The following is a 23,085-nucleotide window of genomic DNA, read 5'->3' on the forward strand; positions in this document are numbered from 1 at the left end:
ACGCGCCGCCCCGACCGACGCAGCATTGGAGGAGTCCAGATGACCGCCACCACGAACACCCCCGCCGACCCGACCGAACTGCCGACCCACGAGGTCGCGCTGTCGGAGGTCGCCGCCGAGAAGGTGCGCAGCCTCCTGGAGCAGGAGGGCCGGACCGACCTGCGCCTGCGCGTCGCCGTGCAGCCGGGCGGCTGCTCCGGGCTGATCTACCAGCTCTACTTCGACGAGCGGCTGCTCGACGGCGACGCGGTACGCGACTTCAAGGGCGTGGAGGTCGTCATCGACAAGATGAGCGTGCCCTACCTCAGCGGCGCCTCGATCGACTTCGAGGACACGATCTCCAAGCAGGGCTTCACCATCGACAACCCGAACGCGGGCGGCTCCTGCGCCTGCGGGGACTCCTTCCACTAGGAGGCACGGGAACCGGCACACAGGGCCGCCCCCACGCGTAACCATCGGGGACGCGGGGGCGGCCCTGTCTGCATCCGCGGCGGCCACGGGGTAAGCTCTACGCTAGGTAGTAAAACCATGCTCTGTCGCTCCGCGCCCTCGGCCCGCCCGGCCCGCGCGGCGCGCGGAATCATTCAGCACCAACAAAGAGGAAGGGCCGTCTGTGAGTTCGCTTGACCGAACCAGCAGCCGCCGCGCTGGGAAGGCGAAGGCAGTAGCCGCCGCCGGATCGCTGGCGCTGTTGTTGACGGGTTGTTCAGAACAAGCCCAGCGTGGCTGGCTCCCGAACGAGGAGCGCGATGTCACCAACCACACGGGGATGATCCAGGACCTCTGGGTTAACTCGTGGATCGCGGTCCTGATCGTCGGCCTCCTGACGTGGGCCCTCATGATCTGGTGCATCGTGGCCTACCGCCGCCGCAAGGGCGACACGGGCTACCCGCGTCAGCTGAGCTACAACCTGCCGATCGAGATCTTCTACACGGCCGTGCCCCTGATGGTCGTCCTGACCTTCTTCACGTTCTCCGACGCGACCGAGCGCACGATCAACTCACCGGTCGACTCCCCGCTCGTCGTGGACGTCCGCGCGAAGCAGTGGTCCTGGGACTTCAACTACTCGTACGAGGGCCAGGAGAAGCACACCGTCGGCGTGCAGGCGCAGCTGGACGGCACGGAGGGCCAGGAGGCCGAGCTGCCGACGCTGTACCTTCCGGCCGACGTCCCCGTCACTCTCGAGCTGAACTCCCGCGACGTCATCCACTCGTTCTGGGTGCCCGCGTTCCTGCAGAAGCTCGACATGATCCCGGGCAAGACCAACTACATCTACCTGACCCCCCAGGTGGAGGGCACGTACGCCGGCAAGTGCGCCGAGCTGTGCGGCGAGTACCACTCGGAGATGCTCTTCAACGTCGAGGTGGTCTCCGAAGCGGAGTTCCGGCAGCAGCTGGGCACCATGCGCGACGGCCACGTCGGCGAGGAGTACGACCGCTCGCCCAACCTGGTCAACTCCACCAGCACCCACAGCGGCGAAGGAGAGTAGGCAGCCATGACGACCTACGAGTACGCCACGGACGAGGCGAAACAGCTCGCCCCGCGCGTGGTCCCGGTGTCCAAGGGACGGATCATCGTCAACTGGATCACCTCGACCGACCACAAGACGATCGGGTACATGTACCTGATCACGTCGTTCGTGTTCTTCTGCATCGGCGGCATCATGGCCCTGCTGATCCGCGCCGAGCTCTTCGAGCCCGGCATGCAGATCCTGCAGACCAAGGAGCAGTACAACCAGCTGTTCACGATGCACGGCACGATCATGCTGCTCATGTTCGCGACCCCGCTGTTCGCCGGCTTCGCAAACGTGGTCATGCCCCTGCAGATCGGCGCCCCCGACGTCGCCTTCCCGCGCCTGAACGCCCTGGCGTTCTGGTTCTTCTCCATGGGCTCCACGATCGCCCTGGCCGGCTACATCACCCCGCAGGGCGCCGCCTCCTTCGGCTGGTTCGCCTACGCGCCGCTGTCCAACACCACGTTCAGCCCCGGCGTCGGCGGTGACCTCTGGGTCTTCGGCCTGGCGCTCTCCGGCTTCGGCACGATCCTCGGTGCGGTCAACTTCATCACCACGATCATCTGCCTGCGCGCCCCCGGCATGACCATGTGGCGCATGCCGATCTTCACCTGGAACACGCTGATCACCTCGATCCTGATCCTGATGGCCTTCCCGCCGCTCGCCGCCGCCCTGTTCGCCCTGGGCGCCGACCGCCGCTTCGGGGCGCATATCTTCGACCCCGAGGCCGGTGGCCCGGTCCTGTGGCAGCACCTGTTCTGGTTCTTCGGCCACCCCGAGGTGTACATCATCGCGCTGCCGTTCTTCGGCATCGTCTCCGAGATCTTCCCGGTGTTCAGCCGCAAGCCGATCTTCGGCTACAAGGGCCTCGTGTTCGCGACCATCGCGATCGCCGCCCTGTCCGTGGCCGTGTGGGCCCACCACATGTACGTCACCGGCTCCGTCATGCTGCCGTTCTTCGGGTTCATGACCATGCTGATCGCGGTGCCGACCGGCGTGAAGTTCTTCAACTGGATCGGCACGCTGTGGCGCGGCTCGGTCACGTTCGAGACCCCGATGCTCTGGAGCCTCGGCTTCATGGCCACGTTCCTCTTCGGCGGCCTGACCGGCATCATCCTGTCCGCCCCGCCGCTGGACTTCCACGTGTCCGACACGTACTTCGTCGTCGCCCACTTCCACTACGTCGTCTTCGGAACGGTCGTGTTCGCGATGTTCGCCGGCTTCTACTTCTGGTGGCCGAAGTGGACGGGCAAGATGCTGAACGAGCGCCTGGGCAAGATCCACTTCTGGCTCCTGTTCATCGGCTTCCACGGCACGTTCCTCATCCAGCACTGGCTGGGTGTCATGGGCATGCCGCGCCGGTACGCCGACTACATGCCCGAGGACAACTTCACGCAGATGAACCAGTTCTCCACGGTGTTCGCGTTCATCCTCGGCATGTCGCTCATCCCGTTCTTCTGGAACGTGTGGACGACCGCGCGCCACGGCAAGAAGGTCATGGTCGACGACCCGTGGGGCTTCGGTGCCTCGCTGGAGTGGGCGACCTCCTGCCCGCCGCCGCGCCACAACTTCCACTCGATCCCGCGGATCCGCTCCGAGCGCCCGGCGCTCGACCTGCACCACCCGGAGCTGGGCCTGCGCTCGACCCCGACCCAGCCCGTGGCGAAGATCTTCGGGCCGGCCGACCAGAAGGACCGCTAAACATGAAGATCGAAGCATGGCTGTTCCTGGGCGGGATCTTCTTCTTCGTCCCCGTCGGCATCGTCTACGGCATCATGACCGAGTGGAGCGAGTGGGTGGGCTTCCCGGCCCTGTTCATGACCGCCGGCCTGTCCGCGATGATCGGGTTCTACCTGTACTACACCGCCAAGCGCGTCGGTGACCGTCCCGAGGACCGCGTCGACGGCGAAATCCACGAGAACGCCGGAGCCATCGGCATGTTCTCCCCGTGGAGCTGGTGGCCGCTCGTGCTGGGCTCCGCCGCCGCCATCGGCTTCCTGGGCCTCGCGGTCGGCTTCTGGATCACGTACATCGGCGTCGGCCTGTGCATCGTGGCCCTGATCGGCTGGGTCTACGAGTACAGCCGCGGCGACCACGCGCACTAGCGCCAAGCGCGCCATCCGCCGAGTGGCGGGACACCCCCTGGGTGTCCCGCCACTCGGCGTTTAAGGCCCCGCCGCCGGCCCCCGCCTCGCGGGCTCCGCGCGTACCATGGAGGCATGCCCTGCCCCGCCCCCCAGCCCCGTCCCGATGCCGGGTAGCCGGGTGGAGACCATCCGTGGACGCCTCGAGCCGGCGTCCACGGAGGCCAAGCACCTGCAGCTCAAGCGCATCCTCGCGGAGCACGCGCGGACGGCCTGCAAGCCGGGACAGGCCATTCCGTCGGAACGCGACCTCACGCGGCACTTCGGCGTGGCCCGCATGACGGTCCGGCAGGCGATCGACGTCCTCGTCGAGGAGGGCGTGCTCGAGCGGATCATCGGCGTCGGCACCTTCGTCGCACGCCCCAAGATGGACCTCCAGGTGAAGCTCACCTCCTACAGCGAGGAGATGCAGCGCCGCGGCATGGTGCCGGCGGCCCGCGTCCTCCGCTTCGACGAGGTGCCCGCCGTCGGCGCGCTCGCCCGCGAGATGGAGCTCGAGGAGGGCTCGCCCGTGGTCCGCTTCCGCCGTCTCCTGCTGGCCGACGGCGTGCCCATGAGTCTCGACGAGAACTACCTCCCGTCGCACCGCGTCCCTGGGTTCCTCGACGAACCGGCGCCGCGCTCGCTCTACAGTTCCCTGGAGGAGCGCTACGGCCTCGTCATGGAGTGGGGGGAGGACCAGGTCGAGGCGACGGCGGCGTCCGCGTCCGACGCGCAGCTGCTCGCGGTCGACGCGGGCTTCCCACTCCTGAAGATCCAGCGCCACGCGTATGTCCGGCGCGAGCTCGTCGACTACTCGGTGTCGCTGTACCGGGCCGACCGCTACAAGCTCTGGGTGCCGCTGCAGCGCCCCGGCATGCGCCCGCCGCACGACTACGACCCGACGCGCTGACGGAACACGGCAGCGTCCCGCACCTGCTGGGCTCCACTCGGCACCTGCCCACCGAAAGGACAGCGCATCCATGAGCATCACCCGCGTCGACCCCACCTCCGCCCTGATCGCCGTCGACCTGCAGCGTGGCGACGCCGACCTCAGCGTCGCCAAGACGGCCCTGAACGCGTTCACGGCGGACGACCTCGCGGCCCGCCTCGTGCGCGTGTTCCCGTTGATCGCCGAAACGGGGACCACGGCCGAGATCGTCGCCGCCCTGCGCTCGGCCCTCGCCTAGGGGCGGCGGCCGCCGGGCACGGTCACCGCCCACACCGTCCCTGCCGCGCCGGCAGCGCGGGAGCGGGAAGTCAGGTTAAACGCCCGCGGGCCCCGACCGTGGTGGTCGGGGCCCGCGGGACGGGGTGTGGCCGGGGCTAGTGGCCGATCCGGGCCTTTTCGCCCTCGCCCTCGACGGCGTGGCCGTGGTGGGCGTCGTGCGCCGCGGCCAGCTCCGTCGGGGTGACCGGGGCGACCCGGTCCTCGAAGAAGAAGCGCGAGACGCGGCCGCGGAACTTCTCCGTGCGCGTGATCCGGCCGTCGGCGTCGGGCTGCGCCGGCAGCACCTCGGGCGACTCGAAGGCCACCAGACGGTAGAGCTTGTACTCGTCGAGCGGTTCGTGCCGCTCGGAGAAGCCGCCCTCGGGCGACATCTCGATGATGCCGGCCTCGCGGCCGTGGAGCACGATCTCCCGGTCCTTGCGCTGGAGCGCCAGCGCGATGCGCCGGGCCACGATGAAGCCGACGATCGGGCCGAGGAAGAACAGCGCGCGCAGCCAGTACGTGACGTCGTTCAGCGACACCAGGAAGTGGGTGGCGATGAGGTCCGACGACGCCGCGGCCCACATCACGCAGTAGAAGATCACACCGGCGACGCCGACGCCCGTGCGGAACGGGGCGTTGCGCGGGCGGTCCAGGATGTGGTGCTCGCGGGCGTCCTTCGTGATCCAGCGCTCGATCCAGGGCCAGGCGAACATGACGCCCAGGAGCAGGATGGCCGGGCCGAGCGCGGGGAGCAGCACGTTGAGGATCAGCGTGTTGTCGCCCCACGGGAACGGGATGACCCACTCGAAGCTGAAGTCGCCGAGCACGCCCGGCATCAGGCGCAGGGCGCCGTCGACCCAGCCGATGTACCAGTCGGGCTGCGTGCCGGCGGACACGGGGGAGGGGTCGTACGGACCGTAGTTCCAGATCGGGTTGATCGTGAAGAACCCAGAGATCAGGCAAACGATGCCGAACACGATGAAGAAGAACCCGCCCGCCTTCGCGGCGTAGACCGGGCCGACCGGGAAGCCGACGACGTTGTCCTCGGTGCGGCCGGGGCCGGGGTACTGCGTGTGCTTGTGGACGACCACCATGAAGAGGTGGATGGCCACCATCAGCAGGATCAGCGCGGGGATCAGCATGATGTGCAGCATGTACAGGCGGCCGACGATCGCGGTGCCCGGGAACTCGCCACCGAAGAGGAAGGCGGAGATGTACGTGCCCACGACGGGGATCGCCTTGACGACGCCGTCGATGATGCGCAGGCCGTTGCCGGAGAGCAGGTCGTCGGGGAGCGAGTAGCCCGTGAACCCGGCGGCCATGGCCAGGATGACCAGGACGCAGCCGACGACCCAGTTCAGCTCGCGCGGCCGGCGGAACGCGCCGGTGAAGAAGACGCGCAGCATGTGCACGGACACCGCAGCGACGAACAGGAGCGCGGACCAGTGGTGCACCTGGCGCATGAAGAGGCCGCCGCGCACATCGAAGGAGATGTCCAGGCTGGAGGCGTAGGCCACGGACATGCCGACGCCCTTGAGCGGGTTGTAGGACCCCTCATACGTCGTGTGGGCCATCGAGGGGTCGAAGAACAGCGTCAGGAACGTTCCCGAGATCAGCAGGATCACGAACGTGTAGAGCGCGACCTCGCCGAACATGAAGGACCAGTGGTCCGGGAAGATCTTGCGGCCAAACTCCTTGACCATCGCGGATCCGCCGACGCGGGTGTCGACGAAGTCCGCGATGCGCCCCGTGCGGGTCTTGGCGCTGTATGCGGAATGGGTGCTCATGTCTAGCCACGCTCCCAGTAGCTCGGGCCGACGGGTTCATGGAAGTCGCTCTGCGCCACGAGGAAGCCCTCGTCGTCGACGGAGATCGGCAGCTGCGGCAGCGCGTGGCCCGCCGGGCCGAAGATGACCTTGCACTCCTGCGTCAGGTCGAAGGTCGACTGGTGGCAGGGGCAGAGCAGGTGGTGCGTCTGCTGCTCGTACAGCGCGACCGGGCAGCCGACGTGCGTGCAGATCTTCGAGTAGGCGACGATGCCCTCGTGGTGCCAGGTCTCGCGGCCGGGGGAGATCTGCAGGTCGTCCGGGTTCAGGCGCATGAGCAGGACGACGGCCTTGGCCTTCTCGTTCAGCGGGTCCTCGGCCTGGTCGAGGCCTTCCGGGATGACGTGGAACGCGTTGCCGATGGTGACGTCGGAGGCCTTGATCGGCGTGCCGGACGGGTCGCGGACGAGGCGGATGCCGGTGTCCCACATGGTGTATCGCAGGCGGTCGACGATCTCGCCGGCGCTGGCCTCGGTGCGGTCGAGGTCGCGCAGGATGAAGATCGCCGGCAGGGGGAACAGGGCCATGGCGCCGATGAGGGTGTTGCGGATCAGCGGACGGCGCTTGATGCCCGTCTCCTCGACGATCTCGCCCAGCATCCGCTCGGCGACGACGCGGTCGGCCTCGGGGCGGATCTCGTGGCGCGCCTCGGCGACCTCGTGGTCGGGCATGAGCGTCTTCGCCCAGTGCACGATGCCGATGCCGATGCCGAAGAGGGCGAAGGCGGTCCCCAGGCCCAGCAGCATGTTCTGCGTGCGCGTGCTCGCGATGGAGGAGTTCTCGACGCCGAAGTACGCGACGAAGAACAGCACCGTGCCGATGATCGACAGCACGAAGAGCCACGCGACCTGTCGCTCATTGCGCTTCTCGGCGCGAGGGTCCGTATCCGCGAGGCGCTTGCGGTGCGGCGGGAGGCCCGGGTCGGGGAACCTTTCCAGGTTCCCCGACTGGCCCGCCCTAGCAACGGTGCCCGGCTCGTGCGGACCGCCGTGACTATGGTCGCCCATATTGTCTCTCATCCTTCTTCTCAAGGTGTCAGTGGTACGTGAGTGGTGCGGCGTTGGGCTGCCCGCCGCTGGGCGTTAGGACGGCCGGGACGTCAGCCAGATGGTGAAGGCGATGATGAGGCCGAGGCCCGCGGTCCAGATGAAGAGGCCCTCGGACACCGGGCCCAGCGAGCCCAGCTTCGCGCCGCCCGGGGAGCCCTGGCTCTCGATCTCCTTGAGGAACGTGATGACGTCCCGCTTCTCCTCGGGGGTGATGTTCGAGTCGCTGAACACCGGCATGTTCTGCGGGCCGGTGGCCATGGCCTCGTAGATGTGCTTCTCCGACACGCCCTCGAGCGACGGGGCGAACTTGCCCCGGGTCAGCGCGCCGCCGGCGGCGGCGGCGTTGTGGCACATGGCGCAGTTCACGCGGAAGACCTCGCCGCCGTGGGCGGAGTCGCCCTTGGAGGTGTCGAGGATCTCGTCCCCGGGGATGGCGGGGCCGGCGCCCAGCGACGCGACGAAACCGGCCAGCTGCGAGATCTGCTCATCGGTGAACTGCACGGGCTTCGCCTGTGCCTGGGGGCCCTGCATCTGCATCGGCATGCGACCCGTGCCGACCTGGAAGTCCACAGCGGCGGCGCCCACGCCAATCAGCGACGGCCCGTCCTCGGTGCCCGCGGCGTTCATGCCGTGGCAGGTCGCGCAGTTCGCCAGGAAGAGCTTCTCGCCCTCCTCGATGTCGCTTGCGCTGTACGTCGTCGCGGCCTGTGCCTCGTTGATGGTGCCCGCTGCGGCGTACAGCCCGCCGGTGACGAGCAGGCCCATCAGCAGGAGCGCGACGGCGGCGAGCGGATGGCGCCGCTTTTGCGAAAGAGCCTTCACTTGCTGGTCCTCACTAGTTCTTCAAGGTGTGGTGGTGCGGGGGCGGCCGGGGGCCGGGGCTACTTCAGGAAGTAGATGATCGCGAACAGCGCGATCCAGACGACGTCCACGAAGTGCCAGTAGTACGAGGTGACAATCGCGCCGGTCGCCTCGAAGTGGCCGAAGCGCTTCGCCAGGTAGGCGCGGCCGATGATCAGCAGGAACGCGATCAGGCCACCGGTCACGTGCAGGCCGTGGAAGCCGGTGGTGATGTAGAAGGCCGAGCCGTACGCGTTCGAGTTGAGGGCCACGCCGTGGTGGACCAGCTCGGTGTACTCGTAGGCCTGGACGGAGACGAAGATCGCGCCGAGGAGGAAGGTGAGGATGAACCACTCGACCATGCCCCACTGCCGGAACTGGAACAGTCCGCCGGTGCGGCGGGCCTGCAGGTCCTCCGCACGGAAGACACCCATCTGGCAGGAGAAGGAGCTGGACACGAGGATGATCGTGTTGATCAGCGCGAACGGGACGTTCAGCTTGGCTGATTCGGTGGCCCACATGTCCGGCGCGGCGGCGCGCAGGGTGAAGTACATGGCGAACAGGGCGGCAAAGAACATGAGCTCGCTGGAGAGCCACACGACAGTACCGACCGACACCATATTGGGGCGGTTCGGCGCGGGGTGCGCCGGGGCGTTGAGGGCATGAGTCGCTGTTGTCACCCTGTCATTATGGCCGCAAAATCAGCGGACTTACCAATGCGCCATGCCCGCCGGCGCGGCCCGGAACACCCTGACCAGCCCAAGAACCGCGGAATCACGCGGCAGAAACAATTCCGCACTTTCTACAATTCGTAGATAACCTATTGGCGTGTCAACGATCCCAGCCGCCCAGGCGTTCCCGAACTGGCCCCAGATCCTGACCTCGCTGATTGCGGGGAACGACCTTTCGGCGGGCGAGGCCGAGTGGGCGATGGGGGAGGTCATGGCCGGGAACGCGACCGATACGCAGGTCGCCGGCTTCCTCGTCGCGTTGCGCGCCAAGGGCGAGACCGTGGAGGAGTTGACGGGCCTGGTCGAGGCGATGGTCCGCGCCGCCCGGCCGCTGCGGATCGCGGGGGAGAGCCTCGACATCGTCGGCACGGGCGGGGACCGGCAGAACACCGTGAACATCTCCACGATGGCCTCGCTCGTGTGCGCGGGCGCCGGCGCCCGCATCGTGAAGCACGGCAACCGGGCGGCCTCGTCGTCGTCCGGCTCCGCGGACGTCATGGAGGCGCTCGGCGTGAAGCTGGACGCGCCCGTGGAGCGGCTGGCCGGCATCCTCCAGGCCTGCGGCATCACGTTCTGCTTCGCCCAGGTCTTCCACCCGTCGATGCGCTTCGCGGCCGTGCCCCGCCGCGAGCTGGGCGTCGCCACCGTCTTCAACTTCCTGGGCCCCCTGATCAACCCGGCCCGCCCGACGGCATCGGCGATCGGCTGCGCGGACGCGCGCATGGCCCCGCTCATGGCGGGCGTGCTGGCTGCCCGGGGGAGCCGCGCGCTGGTCTTCCGCGGAGGGGACGGCCTCGACGAGATGACGACGACGTCCCCCAACCGCGTCTGGGAGGTCCGCGACGGCCGGGTGCGCGAGGAGGAGATCGACGCGCTGGACCTCGGCATCGCCCGGGCCACGCTCGACGACCTGCGCGGGGGCGACGCCCGGCACAACGCGGGCGTCGTCCACGACGTGCTGGCGGGGGAGCGCGGCCCGGTGCGCGACGCCGTCGTCCTCAACGCCGCCGCAGCGCTCGTCGCCTTCGAGACCTCCGCGGACGGCCCCCTGCTGGACCGCCTCGCCGCGGCCGTGGGGCGCGCGGAGGCCGCCATCGACGGCGGCGCGGCCGCGCGGGCCCTCACCTCCTGGGTGGAGGCGAGCAACGCCTGACCAGGCTGTCCGGCGGCGTCCGGAACGCGCGGGGGGGCGCCGACGCGTGGTGCGTCGGCGCCCCCGCGCCGCAGTTGAGGCCCTACTCGAGACCGAGCGAGAAGGCCGCCTCGAGGTCGTGTTCGGAGTAGGCCCGGAAGGCGATGTGGGTGGACGTCTCCTGGACGCCGGGGACCTTCGAGAGCCGGTTGGCGATGACCTCGGCGAGGGCCTCGTGCTGCCGGACGCGCACGACCGCGATCAGGTCCCAGTCCCCGGCCACGGAGTAGACCTCGGAGACGCCGTCGATCTCGGAGATCTCCTGGGCGCTCTCGGGGATGCGGTGGGCGTCGGTCTGGATCATCACGAATGCTGTGATCATGGGGCTCCTCCACTCTCGCGGCCCCCGGCGGGCGCGAGGGCGGCCATGTCCCGAGCCTAGTCGACGGCCGTCGTGGACCGCACTTTGCGTCGGAGCACCAGGCCCGACACGGCACGGCGCCCCAGGAGGAAGGCGGCGAGCACCACGGCGGCCACCACGATGAACGGCACGGCGGCGGTGTCGCCGGTGGCCAGGCGGAGGCCGATGCCCAAGGCGACGGTGCCGGCCCAAACGACCACGCCGGAGGGCCACAGGACCGAGTGGGTCGACCGCACGCGGGTCAGCGCGGAGACGGCGAGAAGCGCGGCGAGGAACGGGGCCGCCGTTGCCAGGATCCCCAGCACGGCCAGGCCCTCCTCGTGCTGCTGCCTCCCGAGCGCCGCGAACAGGAGCACGAGCAGGGCGTCGAGGGCCAACAGGGGCATCCAGGGGGAACGCATGCCTTCAATACTAGGACGCGGGCCGCACGGGTCGACGAAGCGACAAATCTCTGGGGTTGTAACTAAGGCAACAAAATCATAGCATTGTGGCATGTTGGTGGTGACGATCGACCAGCGCCGCTCCCGGCTCCGCGACGACCTCGTGGAGCCCCTTCTGGAGCGCCTGAACACCGAATACCGGACGGTGCGTCCGTTCGAACGGACCGCCGGGGACGAGGTCCAGGGCGTCCTCGACGACGGCACCGAAGCGGTGCGGCTGGCCCTGGACGTCGCCGCCTCGGGGGAGTGGAGCACCGGCATCGGAGTCGGCGCCGTCCGCACCCCGCTGCCGCGGCAGACCCGGGCGGGCGCGGGACCGGCCTTCGAACACGCGCGCGACGCCGTGGAACGCGCCAAGAACGCCGCGGGCGCACTGGCGGTCGCCGGACCCGGCCCCGAGGCCGCGCGGCTCGAGGCGGAACTGCAGCTGGTGGCCTCGGTGCAGCGCCGCCGCACCGACGCGTCGGCCGAGGCTGGCAGACTGGTCGCCGAGGGCCTGAGCCAACGCGAGGCCGCCGAACGCCTGGGCGTGAGCCAGCAGGCGGTCTCGAGCAGGCTTGCGTCGGGCCTCTGGTACGAGTGCCGGGCCCTGGCCGACGTCGCGGGCCGTGCCCTCGACGAGTATTCGACCCGGATCGACGAGGGGGAGTAGGCATGGTGTGGGCGGTGCTCCTGCTGCCAATGGCCGCGGCCGCGCTCGGCGTCCCGCAATACTGGCGGCGCCACCAGGGACCGCGGCAGGGCCGGCTGTTCGCCACCGCGCTGGCCCAGGGCCTGCTGCTCGGCGCCGCGGGGCTCGTGCTGGCCCTCGCGGCCGGCGGGTCCGCGGTGCCCCTGGGGCTGGCCGCGGCGGTCTCAGTGGCGGCGGCCGCCCTCGGCGGTGGCCCGATCACCGACGCCGTCCTGCACCTCGCCGACCGCGAATCCCTGGCCGAGGCCCGCGGCGCCACGCCCATACCGGGGGAGTCCGGCCATCCGGCGACGGACGAGGACGGCGGCATCTCCGCCGCGGCGGAGGTCCTGCGCGGCGGAGCCTGGATCGGGCTGCTTGAACGGACGGCGATCGCCGCCACGCTGTGGGCCGGCTGGCCGGAGGGGCTCGCCGTCGTCCTCGCGGTCAAGGGCCTCGGGCGGTATCCGGAGCTGGGCAAGGACCGGGCGGCCGAGCGCTTCATCCTCGGAACCTTCGCCAGCGTCCTGTGGGCGTGTGCGTGCTACGGGCTGGGATCGGCGATCGCGCGCTGAGACATCGGGCTTCAGGGCTTGGGCCGTTGGCCCCCGCGGGGACCCGCCGTTCCCACGAGCCAGAACGACGCTCGAGCGCTAAGTTGACATAATGTACATTATCGGCGTTACGGAGAGAGCGTTTTTCCGAGGGGGCCTGGCGGCCGGCTTTCTGCGGCCCGCGGCGAGCTCTCGGCCGGAACTCAGCGCCTGGCCTCGTACCGCGTCACAACGACGCCGCCCGGGAACGCAAGCGTCTCCGCGAGGTCCAGGTCCACCCAGTGGTCCAGGGTCGTGAAGAACGGCGTGCCGCCGCCGACCAGCACGGGCGCGGTGGCCAGCACGAACTCGTCGACCAGGCCGGCCCGCATGGCCGCCGCGGCCAGCGTCGCGCCGCCGATGTCCATAGGCCCGCCGTCGTCGGCCTTGAGCCGGGCGATCTCGGCGACCGCGTCGCCGGTAACCAGGCGGGCGTTCCCCGCGACCGCGTCCAGCGTCGACGAGAACACGACCTTGGGCATGTCCCTCCAGCGGCGGGCGAACTCGATCTCCGCGGCCGTGGCATCGGTCCGCTGGTCGGCGGTCGGCCAGTACGAGGCCATCGTTTCCCATAGCCCGCGTCCGTAGAGCGCCAGGCCCGTCGCGGCCACGCGGTCGGACCACCACTGGAACAGCTCGTCACTCGGCACGCTCCAGCCGATGTCGCCACCCGGCGCGGCGATGTAGCCGTCCAGGCTCACGTTCATGCCGAAGGACAGTTTCCGCACGGCGCCAGCCTACCCGCGGGCCGGTTCCCGCGACAGGCCGCCGCGGACGGCCCCGCACGCGGCATGGACCCGACACGGCCCCCCTCCCGCCGGGCCGGCCGAGGGGCCCCGCGGACGCGCCAGGTTGACATAACAGAGCCAGGCCCCCGCGGCCCCTGGCTCCCTGCGGCCCTGATGTGCCCCCGGACGCCCGTACGCGCTTCGCCTCAGGCGCCGACGTACTCCGCGAGGTGGCGCCCCGTCAGCGTGGCCCGGCCGGCGACCAGATCCGCCGGGGTCCCCTCGAAAACGACCGTCCCGCCGTCGTGCCCCGCCCCCGGGCCCAGGTCGATGACCCAGTCGGCGTGGGCCATGACGGCCTGGTGGTGCTCGATGACGACGACGGACTTGCCGGAGTCGACGAGCCGGTCCAGGAGCCCGAGCAGCTGTTCGACGTCGGCCAGGTGCAGCCCGGTGGTGGGCTCGTCGAGCACGTACACGTCGCCCTTCTCCCCGATCTGGGCCGCCAGCTTGAGGCGCTGCCGCTCGCCGCCGGAGAGGGTGGTGAGCGGCTGGCCGAGCTTGAGGTACCCGAGCCCGACGTCCGCCAGGCGCGCCAGGACCTTCTGGGCGGCAGGGGTGCGCGCCTCGCCCCCGGCGAAGTACTCCCCCGCCTCGGCGACCGACATGGCCAGCACCCCGGCGATGTTCCGCCCGCCCAGGGTGTACTCCAGCACGGAGGACTGGAAGCGGCGCCCGTCGCACTCCTCGCACGTGGTCTCGACGGTGTCCATGATGCCCAGCTCCGTGTAGATCACGCCCGCTCCCTTACAGGCCGGGCAGGCGCCCTCGGAGTTGGAGCTGAACAGGGCCGGCTTGACGCCGTTGGCCTTGGCGAAGGCCTTGCGGATCGGGTCCAGCAGGCCCGTATACGTGGCCGGGTTGCTGCGCCGCGACCCGCGGATCGGCGCCTGGTCGATGACGACGACGCCGTCGCGCCCGGCCACGGAGCCGTGGATCAGGGAACTCTTGCCGGAGCCCGCGACGCCGGTGACCGCGCAGAGCACGCCGAGCGGGATGTCGACGTCGACACCGCGCAGGTTGTGCGTCGACGCGCCGCGCACCTCCAAGGCACCCGACGGCGCGCGCACGCCCTCCTTGACCGCGGCCCGGTCGTCGAGGTGCCGGCCGGTGACCGTGCCGCTCGCCCGCAGCGCGTCCACGGTACCCTCGAAGCAGACCTCGCCGCCGTCCGTGCCCGCCCCCGGCCCGAGGTCGACGACGTGGTCCGCGATGGCGATGGCCTCGGGCTTGTGCTCGACGACCAGGACGGTGTTCCCCTTGTCGCGCAGCTGCAGCAGCAGCCCGTTCATGCGCTGGATGTCGTGGGGATGCAGGCCGATGGTCGGCTCGTCGAACACGTAGGTGACGTCGGTGAGCGAGGAGCCGAGGTGGCGGATCATGCGCGTCCGCTGGGACTCTCCCCCGGACAGCGTGCCGGTCGGCCGGTCCAGCGACAGGTAGCCCAGGCCGATCTCGTCGAAGGCGCCGAGCAGGTGGCGCAACCCGCCCAGCAGCGGGGCGACGTTCGGCCGGTCCAGCCGCCCGACCCAGGCGGCGAGGTCGCTGATCTGCATCGCGCAGAGATCAGCGATGCTCCGCCCCTCGATTTTCGAGGAGCGCGCGGCGGCGGTCAGGCGCGTGCCGTCGCACTCGGGACAGGTCTGGAACGTCACGGCCCGCTCGACGAACGCCCTGATGTGCGGCTGCATCGCCTCGACGTCCTTGGACAGCATGGACTTCTGGATCTTCGGGATCACGCCCTCGTAGGTGAGGTTCACGCCCTCGACCTTGATCTTGGTGGGTTCGCCGTGCAGCAGCTTGTGCAGGTCCTTCTTGCCGTACTTGCCGATGGGCTTGTCCATGTCGAACCCGGCGCCGCTGAAGATGCGCCCGTACCAGCCGTCCATGCTGTAGCCGGGGACGGTCAGGGCGCCCTCGCGCAGGGACTTGGTCTCGTCGTAGAGGGCGGTCAGGTCGAAGTCCGTGACGGCGCCGCGCCCCTCGCAGCGCGGGCACATGCCGCCCGTGATGCTGAACTCGCGCCGCTCCTTGACCTTCTCGCCGCCGCGCTCGATCGAGACGGCCCCGGCCCCGCTGATGGAGGCGACGTTGAAGGAGAAGGCCTGCGGCGAGCCGACGTGCGGTTCCCCGATCCGGCTGTAGAGGATCCGCAGCATCGCGTAGGCGTCCGTGGCGGTCCCGACGGTGGAGCGCGGGTTGGCCCCCATGCGCTCCTGGTCGACGATGATCGCGGTCGTGAGGCCCTCGAGGACGTCGACCTCGGGCCGGGCGAGGGTCGGCATGAACCCCTGGACGAATGCGCTGTAGGTCTCGTTGATCATCCGCTGCGACTCCGCGGCGATGGTGGCGAAGACGAGGGAGCTCTTGCCCGAGCCCGAGACCCCCGTGAACGCGGTGAGCCGCCGCTTGGGGATCTCCACGCTGACGTCCTTGAGGTTGTTGACGCGCGCCCCCTGCACCCTGATCAGGTCGTGCGTGTCGGCGGGGTGCGGAGCCCCTGCGGGGGCGGTGCTCGTGCTGGCGGAGGTCATCCTGCTGCCTCTTTCGTCGTGTCTCCCGAGCCGCCGTCGCCGGCACGACAGTCGCGCCGGTCCTGCTACCCCGTGTGATGGCTGCCCACGAGCGCGATCGTGCCACGGGGGCGCACTGATGTCGAGCGCAGCCCGGGATCCCGCGGTACCGTCGATGCGAGCCGGGTGGACGCCGCGGCGGAGGCATCGCCGGGAGGAGGCCCCATGACCGGCCCGCAGACCATCGTGATCACGGGCGCCAGCGACGGGATCGGCGCCGCCGCCGCGCGCCAACTCGCGGCCGGGGGCCACCGGGTCGTCATCGTCGGCCGGTCCCGCGGCAAGACCGCCGCGGTGGCGCGCGAGACCGGGGCCCCACACCACGTGGCGGACTTTGCCGACCTCGGCGAGGTCCGGGCCTTGGCCGCCGAGTTGCTGGAGAGCTACCCGCGCGTGGACGTGCTGGCGAACAATGCGGGGGGCCTCTTCGGGCACGAGACCACGGTGGACGGGTTCGACCTGAGCCTGCAGGTGAACCACCTCGCTCCCTTCCTGCTCACGAACCTGCTCATGGACCGTCTGGTCACCTCCCGGGCGCGGGTCGTGCAGACCTCCAGCGTCGCCCACCGGCTCTTCGGCCGGCTGGACCTCGGCGACCTCAACAACGCCCGGCACTGGTCGGCAGCCAAGGCCTACGGCGATGCCAAGCTCGCCAACATCCTGTTCACCCGGGAGCTGCACCGCCGACACCACGGCCAGGGGCTCGCAGCCGTGGCGTTCCACCCCGGGATCGTGGCCACCAACTTCGCGAACGAGACCCCCAGTCTGATGCGGTTCGTGTACCGCACGCCGCTGGCACGCATCCTGTTGACCGGTGTCGAGGAGGGCGGAAGCGCGCTGGCCCTGCACGCCCTGGGAACGCCGGGCCGGACGTGGCAGTCCGGCGGCTACTACGTGCGGAACCGGCCGGCGAGGAGCGTCAACCCGCAGGTGCGCGACGCCGCCTTGGCCGCAGGGCTGTGGGAGCTGAGCACCGCGATGGTCGGGCTCTAAGGAGCCGCGCCCCAGCACGGCCTCGGGGCCTCGGTCCGGCCACGACCGGTAGCTCCCCGGGCCCGCCGTTGGCGGCGTCGACCGTCCGCACCCGACTGCGGCCGCCGTCGGCGACGACGACGCCGGTCTCCCGGCAGCCCCGGCACGGTCGGGGGTATGCCCCCTGGGGCGAGTGTCGCTGGCAGGATGGACCCATGGAACACCTCTCCCCCGCCGAGTTGTCGGACGCCGTCGGGCGGATGGTGGAGCGCCACGACGCCCAGGGCGCCCTGCCGCCCATCGTCCAGCTCGGCCACCCGGTCCTGCGCTCGGGCACGCCCGAGTACGGGGGCGAGCTCGACGGGCCGCTTCTGGCGGGCCTGCTGCGCCTCATGCGGGCCACGATGCACGCGGCGCCCGGTGTCGGCCTGGCCGCGCCCCAGATCGGCCTGCCCCTGCGGATCGCCGTCCTCGAGGACCGCTACGCGACCGACCCGGAGACCGCCGCGCAGCGCGAGCGCGAGCCGTTGGACTACCTCGCCATGGTCAACCCCACCTACGTGGCGTCCGGGACCGCGACGGCGGCGCACTTCGAGGGCTGCCTGTCCTTCGCGGGCTTCACGGCCGTGGTCGAGCGGCCCCGCAGCGTGGCCGCCCGCTGGCTCGGCGCCGACGGGACCCCTGCGGAGCGCCTGTTCACCGGGTGGCAGGCGCGGATCGTCCAACACGAGGCGGACCACCTGCGCGGCACCGTCTACATCGACCGGGCGGTGACGCGCAGCCTGTGCACCACGGAGGAGTACGCGCGGCGCTGGGCCGGCCCGACGCCGGCGCCCGCCCGGGAGGGACTGGGCTTCTAGGCCCCGGTTCCCCGCCCCACGGGTCCTAGGCGCGCGTCCCCGCCTCCGCCCGGGACTCCGCAGGGGACGGCGCCGGGTTCGCCGCACTGGGGAGGTGCCGCGCCCACCAGTCGAGGATCGCCTCGAAGCGCTGCCGCCGGTGCCAGGGCGTGCCCGAGCGGGAGAGCTCGTGGTCCTCGCCGGGGAACAGCAGCAGCTCGGCCTCGACGCCCCGGCGCAACAGCTCCACGTAGTAGCGCTGGGCCTGCTCCAGCGGGCACCGGTGGTCCTCCTCCGAGTGCACCACGAGCGTCGGCGTACGGACGTTCGCGGCGACGGCGTACGGGCTCTGGGTCAACGCGTGCGTGGGGTCGCTCCCGGTGTACGCCTCGCTGAAGAACCAGCCGATGTCCGAGGACCCGATGAAACTCAGGGGGTCCAGGAAGCCGCGCTCGACGACGGCGGCGGCGAAGCGGTGGTCGTGCGCGATGGTCCACGCCGTGAGGTAGCCCCCGTACGAGCCGCCGAGGATCCCGGCCCGGGCGCCGTCGAGCGCGGGCTCGGCCGCGACGGCGCCGTCCAGGAACGCCAGGACGTCCTGCAGGTCGACGGTGCCCAGGGCGCCGCGGATGGCCAGGCCGTGCTCGCGCCCGTAGCCGGCGCTGCCGCGGGGGTTGCACTGGACGACGGCGTAGCCGGCCTCCGCGTACACCTGGGCCTCGTCGAAGTATCCCCAGCCGTACTGCGAGAACGGACCCCCGTGGATGTTCAGCAGCACGGGGTGCGGGCCCGGGCCGTCGGGCAGGAAGACCCAGCCGTGGACCGGGTAGCCGTCGGCGGAGGGCACGGTGAGCTCGCGCGGGGCGGCGATGCGCGTCGCCGCCCGCAGGGGCCCGGCGAAGTCCGTGAGCGGGACGACGGCGCCGTCCTCCACGCGGCCCAGCTCCCCCGGGCTGCCCGGGTCCGTGTAGCTGGCAATGACGGTGCCGCCCGCCTCGGCCGCGCCCTCGACGATGCGCGGCCCGGCGGCCAGGACCTCGTGGGTGCCGTCGGGGCCGAAGGCGTGGAGCTCACCGGCCCCGCGGAACCGGGCGAAGGCCAGCACCCCGGCGGCGCCGTGGGGCCGCAGTGACCCCTCCCCGTATTCGGTCGCGTCCGCGTCGGAGAGCCGGCGCGGCACCACCGCGCCCGGGCCGGCCGCCCCCGCCCCGTCCACGGCATACACGGAGCCGTGGCGGGCCACGAAGTCCACCCCGTCCGCGCCGAGCTCCTGGCCCAACACGTACAGGGTCGTCCCATCCCGGGAGAGGCAGGGCGCGGAAAAGGAGACGGTCCCCTCCGGGTCGCCGGCGGCGACCACCGCCTCGGCCGGCGCCCCCTCCCCCGCGCGCGGCACCGGCACGCGGTACACGAGCGAGCGCAGGTCGCGGTCCTGCCCCTCGTGGAGGGCCGCGGTGAAGTAGAGCCAGGCCCCGTCGGCCGAAAAGCACGGGTCGGAGGCGTCGCGGCCCGCTGGCGTGGCCGCACGCGCCTCCGGGTAGCGCGCCCCGGACGCCGGGGCGCCGCCGTCGCCCGCACCTCCGACGCCGTTCGAGGCCGCCCGCCCCACGGGCTCCGTCCACGGCTCGGCGCCCGGATCCGGAACATCCAGGACGAACAGCCCGCGGGGCTTGTCGCGGTGGAAGCCGAGGCCGTTCATGCGGTACTTGAAGCCGGTGATGCGCCGCGGGTCCTCGGCGCCCGGGCCCACGCCCTCGGTGGTGCCGTAGCGGCCGGCTTCGGGCGTCCGGCTGGCGAACGCGATCCGCCGGGAGTCCGGTGACCAGGCGAAGCCGCCGACGCCCAGGGGACGGTCGGTCAGCACCTGCGCCTCCCCGCCGCGCGCGTCGACGACGGCGAGCTGCGCGCACCCGCCGGCGTCCCGGCGAAGAAACGCGATCAGCGTCCCGTCGGGCGAATAGGCCGGGGAGGTGTCGGCCGCGCCGCGCGTGAGGCGCCGTGCCGGCTCGGCCCCGGTGGCGTCCACGAGCCACAGCTGGCCGGTATAGGAGTCCGACGCGAGGTTCGGCCGGGACGCCGTGGCCACCGCCCACCGTCCGTCCGGCGAGAGCGACGGGGCGGATACAGTGGTCAGCAGCTCGAGTTGTGTGGGCTTCACGCCGCGAGCATATCTGAAACGTTTATTGAAGGATAGACCCGTGACCCCCTTCCCCGCGGGCGCCACGCCCCTGTGCTGCCCCGTGTGCGCCGGCCCGCTCGCGGCCGCCGCCGGCCCACGGCCCCCGCTGACCTGCGCGGCTGGGCACCGCTTCGACGCCGCGAAGCAGGGCTACTACAACCTCCTGACCGGACAGGGCACGGGCTTCCGCGAGGACACCGCGGCCATGGTCGCGGCCCGCGACGCGTTCCTCGGTGCCGGCCACTACGCGCCGTTGGCCGAGGCGGTCGCGCAGGCGGCCGCCGCCGCCGTGCGGGACGCCGGCCGCGCGGGGCCACTCGGCGACGCCGCGGGGGCGTCCCGGGACGGCGTCGTGCGGGTGCTCGACGCCGGCGCCGGGACGGGCTACTACCTGGGCCGCGTCCTGGACCGGCTGCGGGCCGACGGGCACCGCGTGGAGGGCATCGCCGTCGACCTCTCCCGCTACGGGATGCGCCGCGCCGCGCGCCTGCCCGGGACCACGGCCCTGGTCTGGGACCTGTGGCGGCCCCTGCCGCTGGCGGACGCGTCCGTGGACGTGCTCCTGAACGTCTTCGCCCCGCGCAACGGAGCCGAGTTCGCGCGGGTCCTGGCCCCGGGCGGGACCGCCGTCGTCGCCACCCCGTTGGCGGAGCACCTGGCGGAGGCCGCCGGGCCCCTGGGGCTGCTGTCCATCGCACCCGGGAAGGAGGAGTCCGTGGCCGCCCGGCTGGGCGTGGGCTTCGGCCCCGCGGGCCAGCGCGAGGTGCGGACGCGGATGCGCCTGGGGGACGACGACGCCGTCGCCCTGGCTCTGATGGGCCCCGCCGGGCACCACTCCGACGAGGCCGGCGTGCGGGCCCGCCTGGCCGCCCGCCCCCTGCCGGAGACCGTGTCGGCCGCCTTCCGGGTGCAGTCCTTCCCCCGCCTCCCCGGGCTCCCGCCAGCTGCGGAAGATCGTCCCCAGGGCTGACCTCCCCGCGCCCGCCCATCAGGCATGATGGAGACACCAGGGGACGGCCCGCGTCCCCGCAATGTCGGGACGGTGACGCGTGCTCGAGTGGATCGCGGCAAACGCCTGGGTCTTCTGGCTGGCCCTGTTCCTGGTCCTCGCCATCATCGAGATGATGTCGCTGGACCTGTACTTCATCATGCTCGCCGGCGGAGCGCTCGGGGCCGTGTTCGTTGCCCTGGGTGGCGGGCCGTTCTGGCTGCAGGTCCTGGCCTTCTGCCTGCTGGCCATGGCCATGGTGGTCCTCGTCAGGCCCATTGCCATCAGGCAGCTGCGCAAGGGGCCGAAGGAGCGGCGGACGAACGTCGACCGGCTGATCGGGCTGGACGCCCTGGTGCTCGAGCCGACCGGGCGCCTGGCCGGCAGCGCCAAGATCGGTGGCGAGACCTGGAGCGCCCGCACCGAGGACGCCGCTCCCCTCGACCCGGGCGCCTACGGCACCGTGGTCCGGATCGAGGGCGCCACCGCGTACCTGACCGCGCGCACGTCGTCCGGCCCGGCCACCTAACCCCGCCCCGCCGGGGCAGGGTCCAACCACACTCAGGGGGAATCATGTTCGACAGTCCGGGATTCGGCACCGCCGTGGTCCTGATCGTCCTGGCGGCGTTCGTCGTCATCGTCCTGCTGCGCTCGGTGCGGATCATTCCGCAGGCCCGGGCGGGCATCGTCGAGCGGCTCGGCAAGTACCAGCGGACGCTCGGCCCCGGCCTGACGCTGCTGATCCCGTTCGTGGACCGCCTGCTGCCGCTGCTGGACCTGCGCGAACAGGTGGTCAGCTTCCCGCCGCAGCCGGTGATCACCGAGGACAACCTCGTCGTCTCCATCGACACGGTCGTCTACTTCCAGATCACAGAGCCCCGCGCCGCCACCTACGAGATCGCCAACTACATCCAGGCCGTCGAGCAGCTGACCACGACCACGCTGCGCAACGTCGTCGGCGGGCTCAACCTCGAGGAGGCCCTGACCAGCCGCGACCAGATCAACGGCCAGCTGCGCGGCGTGCTGGACGAGGCCACCGGCAAGTGGGGCATCCGCGTGTCCCGCGTCGAGCTGAAGGCAATCGACCCGCCGCTGTCCATCCAGGACTCCATGGAGAAGCAGATGCGCGCCGAGCGCGACCGCCGCGCCGCCATCCTCACGGCCGAGGGCACCAAACAGTCGCAGATCCTCACCGCGGAGGGACAGCGGCAGGCCGCCATCCTGGCCGCCGAGGGCGACGCGAAGGCGGCGATCCTGCGCGCGGACGGCGAGGCCCAGGCGATCCAAAAGGTCTTCGACGCCATCCACGCCGGCAACCCGGACCAGAAGCTGCTCGCCTACCAGTACCTGCAGACGCTCCCGAAGATCGCCGAGGGCCAGGCCAACACGCTGTGGATCATCCCCAGCGAGGTCGGCGAGGCCCTCAAGGGCATCGGAGGGGTCCTCGGGGACCTGGGCCCGAACGGACCCCGGACACCCGGCTCCGCCGCCGGGCCGGGATCGGGCGCCGCCGGGACCGGTCGCGCCGCGGGTCCCGCGTAGGCACCGCTGGCCTGCGCGTATAATCGGGGGTTTGGGCCCGTCGCCGGGAATCATCCCCGGGGTCGGCGCGTTGTAGTCGATGAGCCGATGACCGTACGACGGCAGTAGGGAGAGAACATGAGCGATCGCAGCCTGCGGGGCATGCGCCTGGGCGCACAGAGCATGGAGACCGAGGCCGGCGTGGAGCCGGCACCGCGCCAGCGTGTGGAGTACCGCACGGAGGACGGCGAGCAGGTCTTCGTGACGTTCTCCGCCGAGGCCGAGATCCCCGCCACCTGGGTCTCCAAGAGCGGCAAGGAGGCCCTGCTCGTCAACGGCGAGAAGCCGACGGGCTCGAACGAGAAGCCCGTGCGCACCCACTGGGACATGCTCCTGGAGCGCCGCTCCGTCGAGGACCTCGAGCAGATCCTCCAGGACCGCCTGAACAAGCTGCGCGCCGCGCGCGGGGAGAAGGTCGACGCCTAGCGTCCCCCGCTCCGACGCCAAGGGCCACGCACCTCGACGGTGCGTGGCCCTTGTGTCGTCCGGGCTCCCTGATCGCGGGCGGCGGGCAGCCCCCGATCGGGGCATCCCGGGCCCGCTCCCCCGGTCGGGGCTGTCCCGGGCCTGCTCCCCCGGTCGGGGCATCCCGGGCCCGCTCCCCCGGTCCGGGG

General features: G+C 71.2%; 24 protein-coding genes. 15 read left to right on the forward strand and 9 right to left on the reverse strand.

Annotated elements, in window-relative coordinates; genetic code table 11:
* Positions 1-39: 39 nt before the first annotated feature.
* From AC1Q5D_RS09770 to AC1Q5D_RS09795, 6 genes are all read left to right on the forward strand, one after another.
* The gene (locus tag AC1Q5D_RS09770; protein ID WP_481738403.1) at positions 40-411 is read left to right on the forward strand and encodes a HesB/IscA family protein; all 372 of its coding nucleotides are present in this window, start codon (positions 40-42) and stop codon (positions 409-411) included.
* 202 nt (positions 412-613) lie between these two features.
* Positions 614-1,489: an aa3-type cytochrome oxidase subunit II gene (gene ctaC, locus AC1Q5D_RS09775; protein WP_481738404.1), complete on the forward strand. Its 876-nt coding sequence runs from the start codon at positions 614-616 to the stop codon at positions 1,487-1,489.
* A 6-nt stretch (positions 1,490-1,495) separates the two neighbouring features.
* Positions 1,496-3,214 carry an aa3-type cytochrome oxidase subunit I gene (gene ctaD, locus AC1Q5D_RS09780; RefSeq protein WP_481738405.1) on the forward strand — a complete coding sequence of 573 codons (1,719 nt, stop codon included), beginning with the start codon at positions 1,496-1,498 and terminating at the stop codon, positions 3,212-3,214.
* A gap of 2 nt (positions 3,215-3,216) precedes the next feature.
* The gene (locus AC1Q5D_RS09785) at positions 3,217-3,618 is read left to right on the forward strand and encodes a cytochrome c oxidase subunit 4 (protein ID WP_481738406.1); all 402 of its coding nucleotides are present in this window, start codon (positions 3,217-3,219) and stop codon (positions 3,616-3,618) included.
* Between the two features lie 145 nt (positions 3,619-3,763).
* Positions 3,764-4,549 (forward strand): GntR family transcriptional regulator, encoded by a 786-nt coding sequence (locus tag AC1Q5D_RS09790; protein WP_481738407.1) that lies wholly within the window; start codon positions 3,764-3,766, stop codon positions 4,547-4,549.
* A 70-nt stretch (positions 4,550-4,619) separates the two neighbouring features.
* Complete coding sequence (locus AC1Q5D_RS09795) at positions 4,620-4,826, forward strand: hypothetical protein (RefSeq protein WP_481738408.1); 207 nt, start codon at positions 4,620-4,622, stop codon at positions 4,824-4,826.
* Between the two features lie 136 nt (positions 4,827-4,962).
* On the opposite strand, the gene qcrB is transcribed toward AC1Q5D_RS09795, so the two are convergent.
* The 4 genes from qcrB to ctaE form a co-directional block, all read right to left on the reverse strand.
* Positions 4,963-6,636, reverse strand: coding sequence for a cytochrome bc1 complex cytochrome b subunit (gene qcrB, locus AC1Q5D_RS09800; protein ID WP_481738409.1), 1,674 nt, complete (start codon positions 6,634-6,636; stop codon positions 4,963-4,965).
* Between the two features lie 2 nt (positions 6,637-6,638).
* Positions 6,639-7,682 (reverse strand): cytochrome bc1 complex Rieske iron-sulfur subunit, encoded by a 1,044-nt coding sequence (gene qcrA / locus AC1Q5D_RS09805; RefSeq protein WP_481738410.1) that lies wholly within the window; start codon positions 7,680-7,682, stop codon positions 6,639-6,641.
* 75 nt (positions 7,683-7,757) lie between these two features.
* On the reverse strand, positions 7,758-8,546 hold the full coding sequence (gene qcrC / locus AC1Q5D_RS09810; protein WP_481738411.1) for a cytochrome bc1 complex diheme cytochrome c subunit: 789 nt from the start codon (positions 8,544-8,546) through the stop codon (positions 7,758-7,760).
* A gap of 59 nt (positions 8,547-8,605) precedes the next feature.
* Entirely contained in the window at positions 8,606-9,244 is a 639-nt protein-coding gene (gene ctaE, locus AC1Q5D_RS09815) for an aa3-type cytochrome oxidase subunit III (RefSeq protein ID WP_481738412.1), read from the reverse strand.
* A gap of 148 nt (positions 9,245-9,392) precedes the next feature.
* On the opposite strand from ctaE, the gene trpD reads away from it, so the two are divergent.
* On the forward strand, positions 9,393-10,448 hold the full coding sequence (gene trpD / locus AC1Q5D_RS09820) for an anthranilate phosphoribosyltransferase (RefSeq protein WP_481738413.1): 1,056 nt from the start codon (positions 9,393-9,395) through the stop codon (positions 10,446-10,448).
* 82 nt (positions 10,449-10,530) lie between these two features.
* Here the strand turns inward: trpD and AC1Q5D_RS09825 are convergent, their stop codons facing one another.
* A complete protein-coding gene (locus tag AC1Q5D_RS09825) occupies positions 10,531-10,809 on the reverse strand; it encodes an Lrp/AsnC family transcriptional regulator (protein WP_481738414.1) in 279 nt (92 codons plus the stop codon).
* A 56-nt stretch (positions 10,810-10,865) separates the two neighbouring features.
* Positions 10,866-11,249 (reverse strand): DUF3054 domain-containing protein, encoded by a 384-nt coding sequence (locus AC1Q5D_RS09830; RefSeq protein ID WP_481738415.1) that lies wholly within the window; start codon positions 11,247-11,249, stop codon positions 10,866-10,868.
* Positions 11,250-11,340: 91 nt separating this feature from the next.
* On the opposite strand from AC1Q5D_RS09830, the gene AC1Q5D_RS09835 reads away from it, so the two are divergent.
* Positions 11,341-11,940, forward strand: coding sequence for a hypothetical protein (locus AC1Q5D_RS09835; RefSeq protein ID WP_481738416.1), 600 nt, complete (start codon positions 11,341-11,343; stop codon positions 11,938-11,940).
* Between the two features lie 14 nt (positions 11,941-11,954).
* Complete coding sequence (locus tag AC1Q5D_RS09840) at positions 11,955-12,533, forward strand: hypothetical protein (protein WP_481738417.1); 579 nt, start codon at positions 11,955-11,957, stop codon at positions 12,531-12,533.
* Positions 12,534-12,715: 182 nt separating this feature from the next.
* Here the strand turns inward: AC1Q5D_RS09840 and AC1Q5D_RS09845 are convergent, their stop codons facing one another.
* Both AC1Q5D_RS09845 and AC1Q5D_RS09850 read right to left on the reverse strand, forming a co-directional pair.
* Positions 12,716-13,279, reverse strand: a complete 564-nt coding sequence (locus AC1Q5D_RS09845; RefSeq protein ID WP_481738418.1) for a dihydrofolate reductase family protein — start codon at positions 13,277-13,279, stop codon at positions 12,716-12,718.
* A 206-nt stretch (positions 13,280-13,485) separates the two neighbouring features.
* Positions 13,486-15,873 carry an ATP-binding cassette domain-containing protein gene (locus AC1Q5D_RS09850; protein ID WP_481738419.1) on the reverse strand — a complete coding sequence of 796 codons (2,388 nt, stop codon included), beginning with the start codon at positions 15,871-15,873 and terminating at the stop codon, positions 13,486-13,488.
* A 204-nt stretch (positions 15,874-16,077) separates the two neighbouring features.
* Between AC1Q5D_RS09850 and AC1Q5D_RS09855 the strand changes: the two genes are divergently transcribed.
* Both AC1Q5D_RS09855 and AC1Q5D_RS09860 read left to right on the forward strand, forming a co-directional pair.
* The gene (locus tag AC1Q5D_RS09855) at positions 16,078-16,905 is read left to right on the forward strand and encodes an SDR family NAD(P)-dependent oxidoreductase (RefSeq protein WP_481738420.1); all 828 of its coding nucleotides are present in this window, start codon (positions 16,078-16,080) and stop codon (positions 16,903-16,905) included.
* A 194-nt stretch (positions 16,906-17,099) separates the two neighbouring features.
* On the forward strand, positions 17,100-17,744 hold the full coding sequence (locus AC1Q5D_RS09860) for a peptide deformylase (RefSeq protein WP_481738421.1): 645 nt from the start codon (positions 17,100-17,102) through the stop codon (positions 17,742-17,744).
* A gap of 25 nt (positions 17,745-17,769) precedes the next feature.
* On the opposite strand, the gene AC1Q5D_RS09865 is transcribed toward AC1Q5D_RS09860, so the two are convergent.
* Complete coding sequence (locus AC1Q5D_RS09865) at positions 17,770-19,881, reverse strand: S9 family peptidase (protein ID WP_481738422.1); 2,112 nt, start codon at positions 19,879-19,881, stop codon at positions 17,770-17,772.
* Positions 19,882-19,921: 40 nt separating this feature from the next.
* Between AC1Q5D_RS09865 and AC1Q5D_RS09870 the strand changes: the two genes are divergently transcribed.
* The 4 genes from AC1Q5D_RS09870 to AC1Q5D_RS09885 all read left to right on the forward strand — a co-directional run bounded on the left by AC1Q5D_RS09870 (position 19,922) and on the right by AC1Q5D_RS09885 (position 22,897).
* Positions 19,922-20,872, forward strand: a complete 951-nt coding sequence (locus AC1Q5D_RS09870) for a putative RNA methyltransferase (RefSeq protein WP_481738423.1) — start codon at positions 19,922-19,924, stop codon at positions 20,870-20,872.
* 79 nt (positions 20,873-20,951) lie between these two features.
* Positions 20,952-21,419 (forward strand): NfeD family protein, encoded by a 468-nt coding sequence (locus tag AC1Q5D_RS09875; RefSeq protein ID WP_481738424.1) that lies wholly within the window; start codon positions 20,952-20,954, stop codon positions 21,417-21,419.
* A 44-nt stretch (positions 21,420-21,463) separates the two neighbouring features.
* Entirely contained in the window at positions 21,464-22,432 is a 969-nt protein-coding gene (locus AC1Q5D_RS09880; protein ID WP_481738425.1) for an SPFH domain-containing protein, read from the forward strand.
* 117 nt (positions 22,433-22,549) lie between these two features.
* Positions 22,550-22,897 (forward strand): RNA polymerase-binding protein RbpA, encoded by a 348-nt coding sequence (locus AC1Q5D_RS09885; RefSeq protein ID WP_481738426.1) that lies wholly within the window; start codon positions 22,550-22,552, stop codon positions 22,895-22,897.
* Positions 22,898-23,085 lie beyond the last annotated feature (188 nt).

The organism is Arthrobacter paludis (assembly GCF_056782315.1).

Excerpts from the sequence above, each read along its gene's own strand:
- AC1Q5D_RS09770 (WP_481738403.1), top strand. The coding sequence starts at position 40 with ATGACCGCCACCACGAACACCCCCGCCGACCCGACCGAACTGCCGACC.
- ctaD (WP_481738405.1), top strand. The coding sequence starts at position 1,496 with ATGACGACCTACGAGTACGCCACGGACGAGGCGAAACAGCTCGCCCCG.
- AC1Q5D_RS09785 (WP_481738406.1), top strand. The coding sequence starts at position 3,217 with ATGAAGATCGAAGCATGGCTGTTCCTGGGCGGGATCTTCTTCTTCGTC.
- AC1Q5D_RS09790 (WP_481738407.1), top strand. The coding sequence starts at position 3,764 with ATGCCGGGTAGCCGGGTGGAGACCATCCGTGGACGCCTCGAGCCGGCG.
- AC1Q5D_RS09795 (WP_481738408.1), top strand. The coding sequence starts at position 4,620 with ATGAGCATCACCCGCGTCGACCCCACCTCCGCCCTGATCGCCGTCGAC.
- qcrB (WP_481738409.1), bottom strand. The coding sequence starts at position 6,636 with ATGAGCACCCATTCCGCATACAGCGCCAAGACCCGCACGGGGCGCATC.
- qcrA (WP_481738410.1), bottom strand. The coding sequence starts at position 7,682 with ATGGGCGACCATAGTCACGGCGGTCCGCACGAGCCGGGCACCGTTGCT.
- AC1Q5D_RS09825 (WP_481738414.1), bottom strand. The coding sequence starts at position 10,809 with ATGATCACAGCATTCGTGATGATCCAGACCGACGCCCACCGCATCCCC.
- AC1Q5D_RS09830 (WP_481738415.1), bottom strand. The coding sequence starts at position 11,249 with ATGCGTTCCCCCTGGATGCCCCTGTTGGCCCTCGACGCCCTGCTCGTG.
- AC1Q5D_RS09835 (WP_481738416.1), top strand. The coding sequence starts at position 11,341 with ATGTTGGTGGTGACGATCGACCAGCGCCGCTCCCGGCTCCGCGACGAC.
- AC1Q5D_RS09850 (WP_481738419.1), bottom strand. The coding sequence starts at position 15,873 with ATGACCTCCGCCAGCACGAGCACCGCCCCCGCAGGGGCTCCGCACCCC.
- AC1Q5D_RS09855 (WP_481738420.1), top strand. The coding sequence starts at position 16,078 with ATGACCGGCCCGCAGACCATCGTGATCACGGGCGCCAGCGACGGGATC.
- AC1Q5D_RS09860 (WP_481738421.1), top strand. The coding sequence starts at position 17,100 with ATGGAACACCTCTCCCCCGCCGAGTTGTCGGACGCCGTCGGGCGGATG.
- AC1Q5D_RS09880 (WP_481738425.1), top strand. The coding sequence starts at position 21,464 with ATGTTCGACAGTCCGGGATTCGGCACCGCCGTGGTCCTGATCGTCCTG.
- AC1Q5D_RS09885 (WP_481738426.1), top strand. The coding sequence starts at position 22,550 with ATGAGCGATCGCAGCCTGCGGGGCATGCGCCTGGGCGCACAGAGCATG.